This is a genomic window from Nitrospira sp. SG-bin1 (assembly GCA_002083365.1).
Lineage (GTDB): Bacteria > Nitrospirota > Nitrospiria > Nitrospirales > Nitrospiraceae > Nitrospira_D.
This window is the reverse complement of record LVWS01000033.1, coordinates 186,267-202,754: the sequence shown is the minus strand read 5'-3', so window position 1 is coordinate 202,754 and position 16,488 is coordinate 186,267. Positions and strand designations below refer to the sequence as shown.

Here is a 16,488-nt window from a genome sequence, read left to right as displayed (position 1 = left end):
TTATGCCACGTCGGCAGGCGGCCACGGTGGTGTATTGCGACACAATGGCGAAGGAAAAGGACGCTGCGAGGTGTGTCTTGTCATCCCCTGAAGAGAAGCCAGAGCCCGAGAATATAGATCACGATCATCAACAAGCTATCCGGTTCGATGAACATGAACCGCCGTTCCGCCCGGTAAATGATTCCCATCAGTCCGATGTTCATCATGATGATCGACCACAAAGCCGTCAGCGCATGCGTTGAACTCACGGCACTCAAGAGCCCTCCCTCCCGATACGCGAGATCGGCGAAGAAGAACGCCGCCATATTGAACGCATTGCTCCCGAACAGATTGCCGACGGCCAAGTCGAATGCGCCCAATCGGACGGCGGAAATGGACACGACCAACTCGGGCAACGACGTGGTGATCGCAACCAGTGACGTTCCGATAAACGTGGCGGTAATGCCGCTTTCCTCCGCGATCCGCTCGGCCGACCAGGCCAACAGCGGCGCCGCCATCAGCAGGACGAGCGCGCCGATTAAGAACCCGATGACCGCACGGCGGAGCTCACCGCGGTGATTGACGTCGGCATGGTGCGCCTCAACGAAGCCCTCCACGACGGCTTTTCGCTCGAGTTGGCGGCGAGCCATGTCCTCTTGCCGGAACACCAGCCTCATACCCAAAACGTACAGCATCAGCAGGATCGCGCTTTCCAGGCCCACGCCGAGATGGACCACATCGATCCGCAACAGCACGAAGAACGCCGCAAGGGCCGTCAACACCATGGCGAGCGCCGCCGTCAACGTATGTCCCAAGGCCGCCTGCCGCCAGACGCGCTTCTGGCGATACAACAGATCGATGAGCCCGAGCGTCAACATATTGCTCAGGCCGGCGCCGAAGAGGTTGCCGGCCGCGAGGTCCGGAGCCTCGATCCAACTCGCGCTCATCGTGGTCAACACTTCCGGCAGGGATGTCGCGGCGGCCATCAACACGACGCCGATCCATAATCGTCCCAAGCCGGTCAGCTCGGCGATCTGGTCACCATGATGCGAGAGCCTCGTCCCGGCGAAGACGATCGCGCCTGCCGAGACGATGAAGAGGAGTGATGGCACGACCATGCTCAGTCCTTTTTGCCGTATCTCCCGATCATCGAAACTTCAAAATAGTGAAAGCGGGTCCCAATGTCCATCGAGGTCTTGGCTGAAAGGTAGGACGCTTTAATCAGATCTCAACCACGACACCGTGCCGGACAGCGTCAGGAAACGGACTCTCTCTTGGACCCGATCAGCCATAGACCGGATCTTTCATGCATTATTCCCCCTCTTGCGGTGCCACCACGCCAGCAGAATGAAAATCAACGGCGGCAGCACCAGCATCTGGGCCAGCGGAACCACCCCGATGTTCAACAGCGGCACGACGGGCATGCGCTGACTGTAGGCCCACCACTGCCCCACATGGATCGTGCTCCACTCGATCACGGTGCTGACGACCGCTCCAGACAGCAGCAGGGCGGCATACCCCCGCGCGCCCGGCTTGAGATACCAGTCAGGCTGCCCGGTCACCAGCTTGCCGATCTGGAAGAGCAGCAGAACGATCAGGCCGTCCGCAACACTCGCCGCCGCGCACATCCACCACCCAACCTCCGCCCCGTTAGGCAGGACATAGAGACGGGACTGAGCCCGTTCCCACGGATAGTTGACCGCCACGGCAAGACCGAAGAGAACGATGAGCCGCTGATCGAGCAAGTGGTTACACATCACCCTATTCCTGCGACCTCCCTACGCACGGGCGTGCATTTCAGATCGCTCTTTCCTCCACCGCCACATTGCGTAAACGGGGGGAATGACGAATAGGGTCAGGATCATGGCCGAGAACACGCCGCCGACTTGCGGCGCGGCGATGCGCTTCATCACATCCGCGCCGGTTCCCGTGGCCCACATGACCGGAATCAACCCGATGACATCGACAAAGCCGATCATCGCCATGGGCCTGATACGTTCGACCGCGCCAAGCTGAACGGTGTCGATCAGGTCTTGCAAGGTGGTAAGTCCGCCTGCTGCCTTGCGTCGCGCGCAAGCTTCATCCAAATAGGCCAGCATGACCGCGCTGGTTTCCGCCGCCGTTCCCACGACCGTGATCAGTCCCACCCACACGGCAATACTCATGTTGTAGTCGAGGATCGAGAGGTACCAGACGGCTCCGACCAATGAAAGCGGCACTCCGACCATCACCATGAAGGTCTTCGCCACCGACTCGAACGAGAAGTAGAACGTGACGAAGATGATGACGAGCGTCAGCGGAACGACCAACTTCAGCCGCTCCTTCACCCGCTGCATGAATTCGTACTGACCGGACCACACGATGGTATAGCCGGCCGGCAGCTGGACCTTTTCCGCCACGGCCTTCTTAAGATCATCCACATAGCTCCCGACATCACGGCCCGTCATATCGAGGAAGACGTAGCCTGCGAGCATGCCGTTTTCATCACGGATCATGGGAGGACCGTTGACGAATCGCAGCGTCGCGAGTTGGGCCAGCGGTACTTGGGCGCCGGTCGGCGTGTCCACGATGACTCGCTGCAGCTTCTGTGGATCGTCCCGCAATTCCCTCAGATAGCGCACATTGATCGGGTAGCGCTCCCGCCCTTCGATCGTCGTCGCGATGTTCTCTCCGCCGATGGCCGATTCGATGATCCTGCCGACGTCCATGAGTTTGAGCCCGTAGCGGGCGATCTCCTCGCGATTGATGTCGAAATCGAGGAAATACCCGCCGGATACCCGTTCCGCATAGGCGCTGCGGGTGCCCGGTACTTCCTTGAGCACCGTCTCCAAATGCACGCCGAGTTGTTCGATTTGCTTCAGGTCCGGTCCGAAGATCTTGATGCCCACCGGGGTGCGGACGCCGGTGGTGAGCATATCGATCCTGGCCTTGATCGGCATGGTCCAGGCGTTCGTCACGCCGGGGAATTGCATGGCCCGGTCCATTTCATCCACCAGGCCTTCATAACTGAGCCCCGGCCGCCATCGGTCTTTCGGTTTCAGTTCGACGACGACTTCCATCATGCTGAAGGGCGCGGGATCGGTGGAAGTTTCCGCCCGTCCGGCTTTGCCGAACACATGGTCCACTTCGGGAAAGGAACGGAGTTTCTGGTCCATGATCTGCAACATGCGTCCGGCTTCCGTGATGGAGAGACCAGGCAAGGTCGTCGGCATGTAGAGGATCGTCCCTTCGTACAACGGGGGCATGAATTCCGAGCCCATCTTTTGATAGAGCGGAACGACGCTGGCCATCAGCGCCAAGGCTCCGACCACGACCGCCTTTCTGTAGCGAAGAGCCAGGCGCAGGGCAGGTGCATAGAGCCGTTGAAGGGAACGACTGACGGGATGTTTTTGTTCCGGAAAGATTTTGCCGCAAATGAACGTCGGAAGACAGGCCGGGACCAAGGTGATGGCCAACACGGCGCACATGGCGATGGCCAGGTTGTTGGTCCAAGCAAGCGGTTTGAACATCCGGCCTTCTTGCGCTTCGAGCACAAAGACCGGGATGAATGAAATCGCGATCACGAGGACCGAGGCAAAGATGGGGGGTCCAACCTCCTTGGCCGAATCGATGAGGACCTGAAGCCGCTCGCCGACTCTCCCATCCCGCTCCCACTCCTCCAGACGCTTATGGGCGTTATCGACCATGACGATGGCCGCGTCCACCATGTCGCCGATGGCGACGATGATGCCGCCGAGCGACATGATGTTGATGCCGATTTCCATGAGGTACATGGGAATGAAGGCCAGCAGCACCGCGATCGGCAGGGTTAAGATCGGGACGATGGCGGAACGGACATGGAGTAAGAACGCAATAATCAACACCCCGGTCACGAGCAATTCTTCCAGGAGACTTTCATTGGCCGTGGCGATCGAGTCGTGGATCAAGTCGCTCCGGTCATAGACCGGGACGACCTTGACGCCCTTCGGCATGGAAGGCTCGATCTCTTTGAGCTTCGCTTTGATTCGTTCGATGACGGTCAGGGCGTTCTCGCCGAACCGCATGATCACGATGCCGCCCGCGACTTCACCCTGGCCGTTCAATTCCACGAGGCCCCGCCGCATATCAGGCCCCAGCCGGACGGTCGCGACGTCGCGTAAGAGAATCGGTGTGCCGTTCTCGTTGACGCCGACGGCGATTTTCTCGATGTCTTCCACCTTCTTTAAGTAGCCACGCCCTCGAACGACGTATTCGATCCCGGAAAATTCCACCACCCGGCCGCCGACATCGTTGTTGCTTTCACGGATGGTTTCGACGATGGCGGGCAGCGACAACCCATAGGCCAACACTTTGGTCGGATCGAGATTCACTTGATACTGCCGCACAAAGCCACCGATGCTGGCGACTTCGGCGACGCCTTCGACGGCCCGCAGCCAATACTGGAGATACCAATCTTGAAAGCTGCGCAGCGAGGCGAGATCTTGCTGTCCCGACTCGTCGACCAAAGCGTATTGAAAAACCCAGCCGACCCCGGTCGCGTCCGGGCCAAGCTGCGGCGTGACTCCTTCCGGCATGCGGCCGGATAGTTGATTCAAACGCTCCAGCACTCGGGAGCGGGCCCAGTAGATGTCCGTCCCGTCTTTGAACAGGATGTAGACGTAGGAATAGCCGAAGTCCGAGAAACCACGGACGACCGTGACGTTGGGGGCCGACAAGAGCGCTGTGACGATGGGATAGGTAATCTGGTCTTCGACGAGATCGGGCGAACGGCCCTGCCAGGTCGTATAGACGATGACTTGTGTGTCGGAAATATCGGGTAGTGCGTCGATCGGCGTCCGCCACATGGCCCAGAGACCCACGGCGGACAACGAGAAGACCAACAAGAAGACAATGAAACGGTTTCTTGCACTGTATTCGATGATCCATTCAACCATGATCGGTCACTCGTTCATCTTCATGCCGGGCATCCCGCCCATGTTCTCGATGACGGATTTCAGCCGGCTTTCGCTGTCGATCAGGAAGTTGGCCGAGGTGACGATGTGCTCCCCTTCATTCAGCCCCGTCAGCACTTCAGACCACTCGCCGGCCTTGACTCCGGTTTTGATCAGGCGAGGCTCGAGCTTCCCGCCGCCCAGATGGAGAAAGACGACTTGCTTTTGGCCCGACTCGATGATGGCTTCTTGTGGGATGGACAGACGAGTGCCCAAATTCACCCGCAACTCCACGTTGGCATACATGTCCGGTTTCAGTTTCTCGTCGGCATTGTCGAGCTCAAACCGCACCTTGGCCGTGCGGGTCTTCGGGTCCAACGTCGGATAAATGAAGCTCACCTGTCCGGTCAGCACGGTGCTTGGATCATAGGAGAGGGTGACGGCCGCTTTTTGTCCGGCCTTCACAAACGAGAGTTCGTATTCATAGATGTCCGCCAAGATCCAGACGCGAGACAGGTCCACGATGGTGTACAGCTCTTGACCCGGCTCCACATGGGCCCCTTGCACGACTTCCTTGCGAATCACGGTTCCGGCAATCGGTGAATGAATCGGCAAGGTCTTCCTCACCTGCCTGGTCCGCTCCAAGTCGCGGATGTGCTCCTCGGAAATATCCCAGAGATGCAAGCGATGCCGCGTGGCTTCGAGCAGCTCCTGGGAGCTACGGGCCACATCCGGGAATTCGCTCTCGCCGAGCTGTTTACGGCCCTGGAGCGCCAACAGGTATTCCTCCTGGGTTGCGACCAGATCGGGGCTGTAGATCGTAAACAGCCGCTGCCCTTTCTTGACATGATCCCCGAGCGCGCTGACGAACAACGCTTCGATCCACCCGTGAAATTTGATGGTGACCTTGGCGAGCCGGCGCTCATCCACGGCCACGCGCCCCACGGTTCGGATGGCCGTCTCTAATGGACGGCGGGTCACTTGCCCGTACTTGACCCCGATCGTTTGCAGCCGTTCCGGCGGGATGGTCACGATGCCGGGAACGCTTTCCCGCTCACGGGCGGACTCGGTTCCGACGGATTGTTTCGCCGGAGCCGGTTTCCTCGCGTCCTTCTTTTTCGTCCCCGGCATTTCCATTCCGCCCATCTCGTCCTGTTTGGACTCCGCCGGCAACAGCATCGCGGGGTGCGATGTCAGCCACGCCAAACCGACTCCCACGAGAAGAAGGAAGGAACCCTTTCGGATAGGACCGCGGCGCCTCATGACTTCGGCTTCCTTTCCGATCCATCCAACGGTCCGCCGGTGGCCGCCTCGAGCTGGGCCAGTGCTTTCTCATGATTGACGATCTCGCTGTGCAATTCGAGTTGGCTGTCCTGTAGCGTCAAGAGACTGTTCAGCAGCGTCAGAAAATCCACTTTCCCCACGGCATAGCCCGCTTGAGCCGCCTGCAAGCCCAGCGTCGCCTGGGGAATGATGGCGTCGCGCAGAATCGTGATCAGCCGCTCGGCTCGCTGGGCTTGAACGAAGGCATCTTTGACTTGAAACAAAAGATCCTGTCTGGCGGCGGCAAAGTCTTCGCGGGCGCCTTCGAGTCCTGCCAAAGCTTCTCGTACGCCTTGCTTCTGTTTCGTTTCATAAAACAGCGGAATCTTGATGCCGACCATCACCTGGTAACCGTTGTCATTGATTTTGTCATTGCGAATCCCCAGAGCAGTCACATCGAAATCAGGATAGTATTGCCGCTTCGCCAGCGAGACAGACCGTTCAGAGCGGTCGACGCTTTTCGCCGTGGCGAGCAGCGCGGGTGAGAATTCGTTCGCCCGCTGGTTGAGCTCATGGAGGGGGATGGTCAGAATCGTGCTGTGCACTTCTTCCGGTGTACCCAAAGGACCGTCCGGCGGGCGATTCAGGAGCCGATTGATCGCTGCGTGAAGGCTCTCCTTCCGCTGGTCAAGGACGGCCAGCCGATCCAGAACGCGTGAAATTTCGACTTGGGCCCGGAACACATCCTGTTGAGCTGCTTGTCCCACGCTGTATCGAGCCTTGGCCGTCTTCTCGAACTGCGTCAGCAGCGCCTTGTTCCTCTCTACAATGTCGATGCTCTTATGGACAAAATGCAGGTCGTAATAGGCCTGCTTGAGCGCGGCAATCAATCTCAGGCGGGTGGCGTTGTATTCCTGCTCCATCCGTTCGGCGTCACGTTGCGCCACTTCCCCCTTCAGCTTGAGTTTGCCCGGAAAGGGGATTTCTTGGCCGATTCCGTACATCACTCCCTCCACGACGGGAGGCACCATCGGCATGCGTTGATATCCCAGTTGAAGTCGCGGATCCGGCAAGGTCTGCGCTTGCGGCACGGCCGCCTGGCCCGCTTCCCAACGTTGACGGGCCGCCTTGATTTCGGGATTGACGGTTTCGAGTTCTCGAATAAGACTGGAAAGTTCCAAGCGCCGTTCGACTAATTCGTCGGCCGCGCCGACCGACCACGGTAAAGACAGTAGCATGAGCGTGATCAGCCACCCAGCCCGCGCTGGGGGGAATGAACAAGGGATAGAAGCGTGCTTCATGACCCACCTCCGACAATAAAAAAAGACATCACCGCCGCTCGGCTTCAGCAGCCAGGCGAGGGACGACGATACTGGAGGTGTAGAATCAGATTCGAAGAACCGAGGAAGAGCTTATGGAGATGGGAACAATGGAATAGGCGTTGCTCCACGATTCAATCAACTCAAAAGAGACGGCGGCGGGAACTTCGGCGCGACCGACCAGAGACAAAACAGGATCAACCACCACGACCAGGCTGTTCTTTATCTGACGCTCAGGAGACGTGGTGAGCGACGGCGGGCACATGATGGTCCCGTCCATCGGACAGGCCGTACTTTCTTTCCCTAAAATGGCTGTTTCATCTGCGTCAGAGAGATCGGGCAAGACACACATCGCCCCCATCACCTGACAGAAGGTGAACACCACCACCATCGCAATGAATTGCAGAGGCGCTCGTCTTCGCATAAAGAGCGTTCACAGTTTCTCGCAACCGAAGTAAGCCTGTCAAGGATCACCATTGATCGCGGAAAAAGAGGAAGTACCCGACGGCGACCGCGATCGCTTGGAACAGAATCAGCCAGCGCATGAGACCCCATGGTGTCTCCGATCGGTTTTCCACCAATCTCATTTTGGATTGCAGAGAGGGCTGCGAGAGGATAAACGCGGCCACCAGCTCCCTCGCATCCTCCGGGCTCATGTTTCTCTCCAGCTGAGTCTGTTCGATGGCTTTGATACGGTCGCCTTCGGCCAGCGCCTCCAGGGCTTTCTTGGGAAGATCGTATTCCACTCGTCAGTCCTCCGTCATGCATTGTGACCGATGAAGTCTACCAGAAAAGACCTCGGCTCGTCTTCCGGATTTCCACGGAGACTCGCGTGCAACGGCACGTAGGCCCGCTCGATTCCCCCGGTCCATTTCAGGCCATGTTTGTCGGCATACAGGCCTATGGTGATGTTCCCGCTACTCGCGAGCACCGCCACAAGCAGGTCATGATGGCGAAACCCTGACTCGCCGCCTCCTTTGTCTCGAGCGGTGTTAGAGAAGATGGACTGCGCCGCTCGAGAGCTGAGCTGAATTGGTGGACCTCAACTCTCGTTGAACCTTCAATCGTTGCATGGTGGCTCGTTACGCAAGACCGTTTGTCGCGCACCCAGAGCTACTATCTTCGATCGTCAGTGCAAATGTCCAGGTGACTGGTCGTAAGAAAGACGTGACGCCCTTGCTGAAGGATGTCCGTTTGCACCAAAGTGAAACAGTCTTCCGACAATTTGCCCATTCAACGAAGAGCCCGTTTCGCCGTTGACGAGGCGTGGGTCACCCAGTAGTCTGCGTGAGAGCGCCTGGAATGGAGAATGAGCCTGAAATGCCACATGACAACGGACTTCCGGTGCATGAAGCCAAGGTCGTTTATTGAGTTTAAGTAAGCAGCATCTCCGGGCGGCTTAGCACTGAACCCGGCATATGCTTTCTACATCATAACTCGACGATCAAGCCCCCTGGAAGCAACGCTGTCGTGCACCAGTTGTCTTGGGAACGCAACTCGCGCGGGCGAATCCAGCGCGCGGCTTGGCCGGGGCAACGCGACCGGCACATTTCAGCTCCGATCGAAGTCTACGAGCAGAAACTCAAGGCCTCAGCAAATCCGTCGAAGTTCACTGGTTCGATGCGGGACATCTGGGTGCAGGTACTGAGGACGACGTCCGAAATTTTGAACTCATGCTGTAATTTGTGTACCGAGTCCTGGAACAGTCACGCATGTGAATCTCGACAAGCTCTGAAGCGATCCCACTCGCCACGCCTCTTCTGGAGGTACAAGGACGATCACTCATGCGGATCCTCCAAGCAGCGGTTCTCTACTTTCTCTTGGTATTCGGTGCGGGGTTCGTGCTGGGCACTGGACGAGTTCTGATCCTGGTTCCACTACTCGGCGAAAGAACGGCCGAATTGCTGGAAATGCCGTTGATGCTCGCCGTCATTGTCGTCGCGGCGCGATGGATGGCCCGTCATCGGCTTGATGGGCGGCAGTCTTCGGCGCTGTCCGTCGGCGTTATCGCGATGGGACTAGTGTTGCTGGCTGACTTGGCCGTGGGAATGTGGCTCAGAGGAATGTCGGTGGCTGAGGTCTTTCTCAACCGCGATCCGGTTTCCGGCACTGCCTACTACACGGCTCTTCTGCTCTTTGCCCTCATGCCGGTCGTCATCATCCGCTTTCAGCACCGCTGACTATTTTTTCGCATGAATCAGAACAGCGGGTGGTGCGGGGCCGATGCGAAGGGAGCCTCAGCCGGCACCTCGCCGGCATTGCCCAGGAACCGCCAGGCGTCACCGTCTTTCACCAGATAGTGGACCTCGCGAAACCAACTGTCGAGCGTGAGCCGATTTCCCGTGCGTGCGTCCGTGCCGTACAGTCCTCCCGTGCAGGTCACTTCCGCACGAAGTTCATCGTTCACCTGCATGATCTTGATGTCGGAAAACAAATGGAGTGATTCCACCGTCCTGTAGTGCTCGAACACCTCCCCCCATACCCGGCGCACGTCGTCGACTTTCAATCCATGATAATCGTAGGACGGGGCATAAAACTGCATGAGCGCATCGATATCTTCTTTCTTCAGCGCCGCTTCCGCGCGTTCGAACGCCGCGAACAACCCTCTCACGACGGGATGGCGCAGCAATCCCTTTTGTCCGGCGACCTTCTTTCCTTCCACCAACAGCGTCGTCTCCGGCAAGACTTGCACCTTGGCCATCACCCCTCTCGGGGCGAAGGCTCCGCCCAACGCAATGCCCAGTATCAAGAACGCGGTTATCTGTTTGCCGTGTTTCATGCTGAACCCCCTGACGTCAATTGCTGGTTCTACGCTTCGTCCCTTCTACGTTCCAAAGTCTCACATCATGAGATAGGCAATTCCGGCTGCGAGCACCAGAAACCCGATCAGCCAACGGATAAATCGCTGCCGCGCCGTTGCGAGCACCTGATCCATCTTTTTCTTGAGGGCCGGCTGGGAGGCGATATAGGCATCCACCACGTCTTTCGCTTCTTTCAGACCGATGTTCCGCTCTTGACGAACGATCCTGATCGCCTCTATCACATTACCCTGCCACAGCGCCTCAATAGCTGCCTTGGGAAGATCTGAAGAACGCCGTAGTCTGTTCGACATGGTAAAGAAATGACAAGTGCTTGGTCTTAGGTACCGTTTATAACCGTCGATCGAGAAGGAGGCAACAATATTACTTCTACGCCCATTGGAGTCAGAAGAATAAAGCTGCCGGATAGTTATCCTCGCAAGAGCGGTTGTATCTCTCCACAGAGAAAGGCATCATGTCTCCGGGTGCATCAACGGTCATGCCTCTGTCCCTCCAAGCTTTTGTCGCTATTTTCGTCATCGGCGCTTTGCTTCGGTCACGTGCATTGCTCACCAAGACTCACGCCGAACGGTTGGCCACGTTTGTCTTTTCCATCAGTCTTCCTGCGACGATCCTCGTGTCATTGGACCGAGTCGCTCTTGCTCCGACGGCCTGGAAACTTCCATTGGCCTCCTGCCTCATCACGCTTCCGATGGTCTTCTTCGCCTGGCTCCTCGCCCGTCTGTTGGAGCTTCCCTCCGAAACACAAGGCGGATTCGTATTGGCCACGGGCTCCATCAATTCAGTGTATTTTGCTTTTCCCGTGGTCCTTTCGACGTTCGGCGAGGAAGGCCTGACTCAGGCCGTGCTGTTCGACCTCGGACAAACCACCTTGACCCTTACGGTGCTGTACGGCCTCGCCGTCTGGCACGGCGCACAAGCCGCCGCTCACAGGTCCGTGGCAATCCGCTTTCTATCATCGCCCCCCTTGTGGGCCCTCACTTGCATCCTTTCCGTGAAGTTTTCAGGGCATCATCTCCCCTTCTGGTTACGCGACCTCCTTACGCCATTGCACTTCACCACCACGCCCCTCGCGAGTTTGGTGCTGGGCCTGTCGATCAGCTTGTCGGCAATTCGAAAGACAATGCGGTTGGCTGCCCTGGGAGTGGCTGTGCGCATGGGAGGTGGGCTGTTGCTGGGGATGGCGACGGTCTGGGTGCTGGATTTGAAAGATATGGAACGAGCTGTCGTCATGCTTGTGGCCGCCATGCCGTCGGCGGTCAGTTCCGTGATCCTTGCCGCCGAAGCACGCCTCGATGAAGAACTGGTCGCTTCGATCGTGGCCCTTTCAATCTGTTCGGGCATCGTGATGCTGCCCTGGCTGCCTCAATTGGCCTCGATGCTCCTTCATTGAGATGCGTTCTCGACCATGAGAGAGCGGGAAGGAATTCTCGTCGGCACAAATATCGGCTGCTATTCTCTCAATCTTCAGTTACACATCATTACCTACAAGTCGCGCCCGACGCTGGCATCCAAGCTAGGGTATCGCCTAGTGTGATTACCGAACAGTAGATTCTATATCCTTCACTTCTTCACCTTTTCATAGGTACATGGGAACCCTCAACGTTATGGGCAACGACAGAGTCCTATTCATAACCCATTACAATTCCATTCAAACCTCCTCATTCATGAGGGACATCGCCTTGCGCCTCGGAATCGATTCACCATGGCATCCAACTTGCTGGATCCATTATTGATTAATACTTAGGCGGTAAATATATGAAACCAACGAGTCCCATCAACCTTCGGATTGAATGGTGTCAAAGGCAATCCGCGCAGGCCAACACGGAATCGGAGGGGGACGGGTGGCGTGCGGAAGCGGACGGACTGCAAGATGCCTTGTTGAATTGTGATCATACCGACAACTACCGGCTGTGTCCTCCCGAGATTCTCAGGCGGTATGTGCTGGGCTTCCGAGATGGAACTGCGTTGCTGCAAGCGACACGCCTGCAGCATGCCACGCATGCCGAAGTCACCGGGACTCCACAAGCGGCTCCCCAGAGGGGAGGAACCTTTCTACAGGGAGATGATTGATGAATTGCTTACGATGCAACGGCCTCGCCGTCAGCGACGACAGTTTCGCGGTACAAACCGGTTCGCCATCGGACTTTCATGGTTGGCGCTGCGTCAACTGTGGAATGATCGTCGACGATGTGATCAATCGAAATCGGAACATCCTCATCTCCCGACAAAAACTCTCTCGCGGCTCTCAGCGCCGCCGGTACGGAAGCGAGGCCGCGTGACCGGCGTTCTGGCATCAGTCAATTCTAAAGCTGATCGCCCTCTTTCACACTAACGAGAAAGCGACCGGCAGGTGGTGTGGCCATCATGTCCCGTGAAATGCACTCTCCGAAGCAAGGATTGCTCGGCTCCGGCTAGCCCGTGATCGTTGATGATAAACGGGGTGGAGTACACAACCGACACTGCTTTTGGCTCAATTCCTGCCATACGCTCGTCGGTCACACTTGGCATCAGAAGCTATTAAGGCTGGCGTGGGCCAATGATGAGGACGCGCCTGAATGTTCACACATTTAAGGAACGCAGAACATGAACTGTAATTCGAGAACACCTGTAGATCGGTATATCGCCGTCAATGAGGCTATTCGAGCTGCATTTAATTTTGGTCAAAAAGACCCACCTGTTTTGGGAATCAGTAGGGTTGCGTCGCTTTTCAATGCGGCACAATATGCAAGAGCGGCGTATGATTTGCGAAGTTCAGGTGGAGTTGTTTCAGACCCTAAGCTCGTAGAAAGCTACTTTTCTGATGTGCCCAAACCGTTTTTTTTAGCCGAGCTAGACGCGAGAAAATTACGTCATCTCGTTGAGCTGTATGGTCCCGACATCATGCGAGCCAATATCATAAGTGCCAATCTTCTAGAGACCGCCGATTATCGGCCTCTTGTCACCGGTGGTGCCTGCATACTCGAAACCTGGGCCACCAGATTATTGGATAAGCCAATCCTGAAAAATAGTCCTGGATTGCGAAGAGAGGTATTACATGCTCTTCTTCACAATGCACCCTATTATTCTCATGTGACTGGAACGATGATAGCGGGGTCTAATGTGGAGTATTCATTGATGTATGATGAGACCTTCCCCTGGTTTTTGGCCGTCTATGACTTGGGCAAAAAGCCTGGGTTAACCCTTAAAGAATGGAATGTGGGCATGGCGGAAGAGATGTGTAAGCAGTTCTATGATGAAATTTATGCCGCGACACAAAGAAGATCAACAATGGTGTCCGATAACGGGGTGCAAATATTGAGATTGCCATTTGCTGATCTGCAGCTCGAGAAAGAGGGGCATTTGAAGTCGTGGTTCCTGGAATACGGTGTTACCTTACCTCCGGAATTTAGAAAGTTTCTCCCAACACATTATGACGGCGATAGTTTTTTAGGTTCTCACGTGCGTTATACCTATGTAGGCCCACAGATTTTGAAAATCGTAAAGGAACGGATTGCTGCTCTCGGTGTAGATTCAGATAAATTCGATTTTCATGTGAGGACCAAACAAGACGACCATTTAACGGAGGGGAAACGAATTAACAGAATATTACTACAAGGGATTCAAAAGGAAGATAAAGGTTTTTTGAGCAAATATTCCAATATATGTGATTTAGCCATCTATTTTTGGCATATGCAAAGTTGGCACAAACATCAAAATGGTTTCATTGGGTTTACAGACTTATCGTTCAAGGGAAACATCGTTCATGACACCATCAATTTAGCCACAGGTAGTAACGGTGGTCCAAAGAATGAGGAGGATTTGTGGGATTTGTTGAACTCACCTTTACGGTTACATAAAGGTAATGTCGATCAACACTTCGGATACCTAGATCGATATATAAGACCGGTATATATATATGAGGAAATTGCCTCTCAAATAATAGGTCTGGAGAAGAGTATTCAGCGGCTTAAAATGAAAATAGAGACTATTTCTTTGCACGCCCAGGAAAGGCAACTCATAAAAACTATATTGGAAGAGTTTGTACGTGAAAAAGTCACTGGAGTGAAAAAAACGATTACTATCCATTCTTCAAGCACTGGAGTGGTGTTTAAGAATAAAAAGGTCGGAGAAGAACTAAAAAAACATTTGCGTAATCTAGAGAAAAGGTACGGCAAGAGAAATGGAGTTGCAAATGTGTCTTGTTCTTTCGAATTTTTCACAAGGCTGAGCGATGAATTAACCGTTGATGTCGATGGTGAAGCTATTCGGATAAGCTTACCGATGGAGGAGAAATATTCTGATTTACTAAAACTCCTGGCAAACGAACTGAATAATGAAGTTATCGAATATGAGCACCAGGCAAACACTGAAAAGGTTACATTGGCTCAATTACAAAAGGAAGATGAGCAAATAATCAAGCACGTGCATGATATTTCAGTTCATGAGATAGATTTGTCGATTACGAAACCGACTCTTTTCCCATTAAGAGACAATATGGTTTTTGGGCATGCCGTACAATTGTCCTTTGATTCCAACATAAGTGACTTCATAGTGGAAGCTCAGAGAATTGAGGAGAGCAATTATCCCTTGGAACAAAAACGAAGGCATTTAGTACAGGCAATGCAGCAAATCTTGCCGATTATAAAAACATATATCCAGATAATGATGGGAATCACTAATCCCGCCCTTCCGCCACACTTTAATAGAAAGACATATCAACCAATATTACATTAGCGGAGCCCTGTTTCAGCCCGGTAGAACGTGGAAGGAGTGAACGACATCGAGCACATGAGTCGGCTGCATCTCTCAGTCTCTTCCGTAAGATCCCGACAGATTGTGTTCTTCCTCCTATGTCGGAATAGTTCTGGCGTCGCTCAGGTAGTTGCTAGAAACGAGACGAGGTCGGGATGAAGTATTCGGTAGAATGACGCGGTGTTGACGAAAATGTTACCGCCGTACAACTGTCCGATTGCTCATCTAGCGGAGGAAGAAGGCATTCGGCTGCGACGTTGTAGCCTTGATGATCACAGGCCCGCGCACAATGTCGGTTATTGCCGAATGGGGCGATGAACCAGTCGGTTGGCGGACTCGTGATAAGTTGCCGCAATAATGCAGATGGCTGGCCGAGCGGGCTAAGTACTGCCGGAAGCGGGGGCTATCCCGATCAGCTCCATGCGCATTAAGGACATGGAGCGCGAGTTGGCCCGCAAGGAAAATGCACTGCCCGAGACGGCCGCCTTGCTGACAAACTCCGGCCGATCTGTGGACTGGTCAGTGCGGCTTAGGAGTTTTATAAGAAATTCAGAACCAGTTAAAAGAAACACAAGTTCAAAACAATCCGGTGTGTCTTGGTCCCCACCAGACTATGGGGAGAAGATAGATGAAAATAGGAGCGGTAACAATTGGGCAGTCTCCCAGAGATGATATCATTCCTGAAATCCGAGATGTTTTGGGACCGGAAGTTGAAATCCTTGAGAGGGGTGCATTGGACGGGCTCAGTCTGAAAGAAGTAAACGATTTTTATCCAGGACCACCTGACCCTATTCTTATAACCAGGATGAAGGATGGAACAGAAGTTAAAATTACTAAAAAGAACATAGTAGCCAAGTTAAAAAACTGCATATTCGAACTTGAGGGCAAAGGAGTAGAGATCGCGATCCTTTTGTGCACGGAAGATTTTCCAGAAATTGAATCCAAGAAGATACTGCTGCGACCGGACAGAGTATTACAGAGCATGGTCAAAGCCACGTTAAAAGAAGGAAAATTGGGTGTAATAATTCCTTCTCCGGATCAAATTCAGGCGACGAAAAAGAAATGGCATGGTACTGGTTTTTCCGTGGTTGTGGAAGCAATTTCTCCCTATACAGGAACAGAGAAGAAGATAATTGAAATAGCAAATAGGTTTAAAAAACTTAAAGTGGATTTGATAATTCTGGACTGTATTGGTTTCACCAGAATGACAAAAGCAATATTCAGAGAAATAACAAAAAAGCCTGTGCTCTTACCAAGGACAGTATTAGGTCGAATTGCGAGAGAAATCGTTGAGATCGAATGATTATGTCTCGTCTGGAAAAGTCAAGCCAAAGTCAGTTGAGATTCTCCGTTGTTTTGATATCAAGCGCAACCTCCAGTCGTTATAAGGTTTGCACAGTGCTTGTTGCAATCGGTATGGTTGCAAACGGCTCTCTTTGGATTCTTTCGAAGCTTTGAAGATTA

At 54.4% G+C, this 16,488-nt stretch carries 16 protein-coding genes; 7 read left to right on the top strand and 9 right to left on the bottom strand.

Annotation, left to right across the window (positions count from 1 at the left end; all coding sequences use genetic code 11):
* Positions 1-80: 80 nt before the first annotated feature.
* The 7 genes from A4E19_05375 to A4E19_05345 all read right to left on the bottom strand — a co-directional run bounded on the left by A4E19_05375 (position 81) and on the right by A4E19_05345 (position 8,217).
* Positions 81-1,097 carry a hypothetical protein gene (locus A4E19_05375; GenBank protein ID OQW32790.1) on the bottom strand — a complete coding sequence of 339 codons (1,017 nt, stop codon included), beginning with the start codon at positions 1,095-1,097 and terminating at the stop codon, positions 81-83.
* A 186-nt stretch (positions 1,098-1,283) separates the two neighbouring features.
* Positions 1,284-1,736, bottom strand: a complete 453-nt coding sequence (locus A4E19_05370; protein ID OQW32789.1) for a hypothetical protein — start codon at positions 1,734-1,736, stop codon at positions 1,284-1,286.
* Positions 1,737-1,757: 21 nt separating this feature from the next.
* Entirely contained in the window at positions 1,758-4,892 is a 3,135-nt protein-coding gene (locus A4E19_05365) for a cation transporter (protein OQW32788.1), read from the bottom strand.
* A 6-nt stretch (positions 4,893-4,898) separates the two neighbouring features.
* Positions 4,899-5,921 (bottom strand): efflux transporter periplasmic adaptor subunit, encoded by a 1,023-nt coding sequence (locus A4E19_05360; GenBank protein OQW33181.1) that lies wholly within the window; start codon positions 5,919-5,921, stop codon positions 4,899-4,901.
* Between the two features lie 227 nt (positions 5,922-6,148).
* Complete coding sequence (locus A4E19_05355) at positions 6,149-7,390, bottom strand: hypothetical protein (protein OQW32787.1); 1,242 nt, start codon at positions 7,388-7,390, stop codon at positions 6,149-6,151.
* 148 nt (positions 7,391-7,538) lie between these two features.
* Complete coding sequence (locus A4E19_05350) at positions 7,539-7,895, bottom strand: hypothetical protein (protein ID OQW32786.1); 357 nt, start codon at positions 7,893-7,895, stop codon at positions 7,539-7,541.
* A gap of 46 nt (positions 7,896-7,941) precedes the next feature.
* Positions 7,942-8,217, bottom strand: coding sequence for a hypothetical protein (locus tag A4E19_05345; GenBank protein ID OQW32785.1), 276 nt, complete (start codon positions 8,215-8,217; stop codon positions 7,942-7,944).
* A 738-nt stretch (positions 8,218-8,955) separates the two neighbouring features.
* Between A4E19_05345 and A4E19_05340 the strand changes: the two genes are divergently transcribed.
* Together A4E19_05340 and A4E19_05335 are read left to right on the top strand one after the other, a co-directional pair.
* Complete coding sequence (locus tag A4E19_05340; GenBank protein ID OQW32784.1) at positions 8,956-9,153, top strand: hypothetical protein; 198 nt, start codon at positions 8,956-8,958, stop codon at positions 9,151-9,153.
* Between the two features lie 102 nt (positions 9,154-9,255).
* Positions 9,256-9,651, top strand: coding sequence for a hypothetical protein (locus A4E19_05335; GenBank protein OQW32783.1), 396 nt, complete (start codon positions 9,256-9,258; stop codon positions 9,649-9,651).
* A gap of 17 nt (positions 9,652-9,668) precedes the next feature.
* Here the strand turns inward: A4E19_05335 and A4E19_05330 are convergent, their stop codons facing one another.
* On the bottom strand, positions 9,669-10,250 hold the full coding sequence (locus A4E19_05330; protein ID OQW32782.1) for a hypothetical protein: 582 nt from the start codon (positions 10,248-10,250) through the stop codon (positions 9,669-9,671).
* Between the two features lie 60 nt (positions 10,251-10,310).
* Positions 10,311-10,514 (bottom strand): hypothetical protein, encoded by a 204-nt coding sequence (locus tag A4E19_05325; GenBank protein ID OQW32781.1) that lies wholly within the window; start codon positions 10,512-10,514, stop codon positions 10,311-10,313.
* A gap of 230 nt (positions 10,515-10,744) precedes the next feature.
* Between A4E19_05325 and A4E19_05320 the strand changes: the two genes are divergently transcribed.
* From A4E19_05320 to A4E19_05300, 5 genes are all read left to right on the top strand, one after another.
* Entirely contained in the window at positions 10,745-11,683 is a 939-nt protein-coding gene (locus tag A4E19_05320; protein ID OQW32780.1) for a hypothetical protein, read from the top strand.
* Between the two features lie 365 nt (positions 11,684-12,048).
* Positions 12,049-12,363, top strand: a complete 315-nt coding sequence (locus A4E19_05315; protein OQW32779.1) for a hypothetical protein — start codon at positions 12,049-12,051, stop codon at positions 12,361-12,363.
* Complete coding sequence (locus A4E19_05310) at positions 12,363-12,572, top strand: hypothetical protein (protein ID OQW32778.1); 210 nt, start codon at positions 12,363-12,365, stop codon at positions 12,570-12,572. Before A4E19_05315 ends, A4E19_05310 begins: the two co-directional genes overlap by 1 nt.
* Before the next feature lie 304 nt (positions 12,573-12,876).
* The gene (locus A4E19_05305; GenBank protein OQW32777.1) at positions 12,877-15,006 is read left to right on the top strand and encodes a hypothetical protein; all 2,130 of its coding nucleotides are present in this window, start codon (positions 12,877-12,879) and stop codon (positions 15,004-15,006) included.
* A gap of 646 nt (positions 15,007-15,652) precedes the next feature.
* Entirely contained in the window at positions 15,653-16,327 is a 675-nt protein-coding gene (locus tag A4E19_05300) for a hypothetical protein (protein OQW32776.1), read from the top strand.
* Positions 16,328-16,488 lie beyond the last annotated feature (161 nt).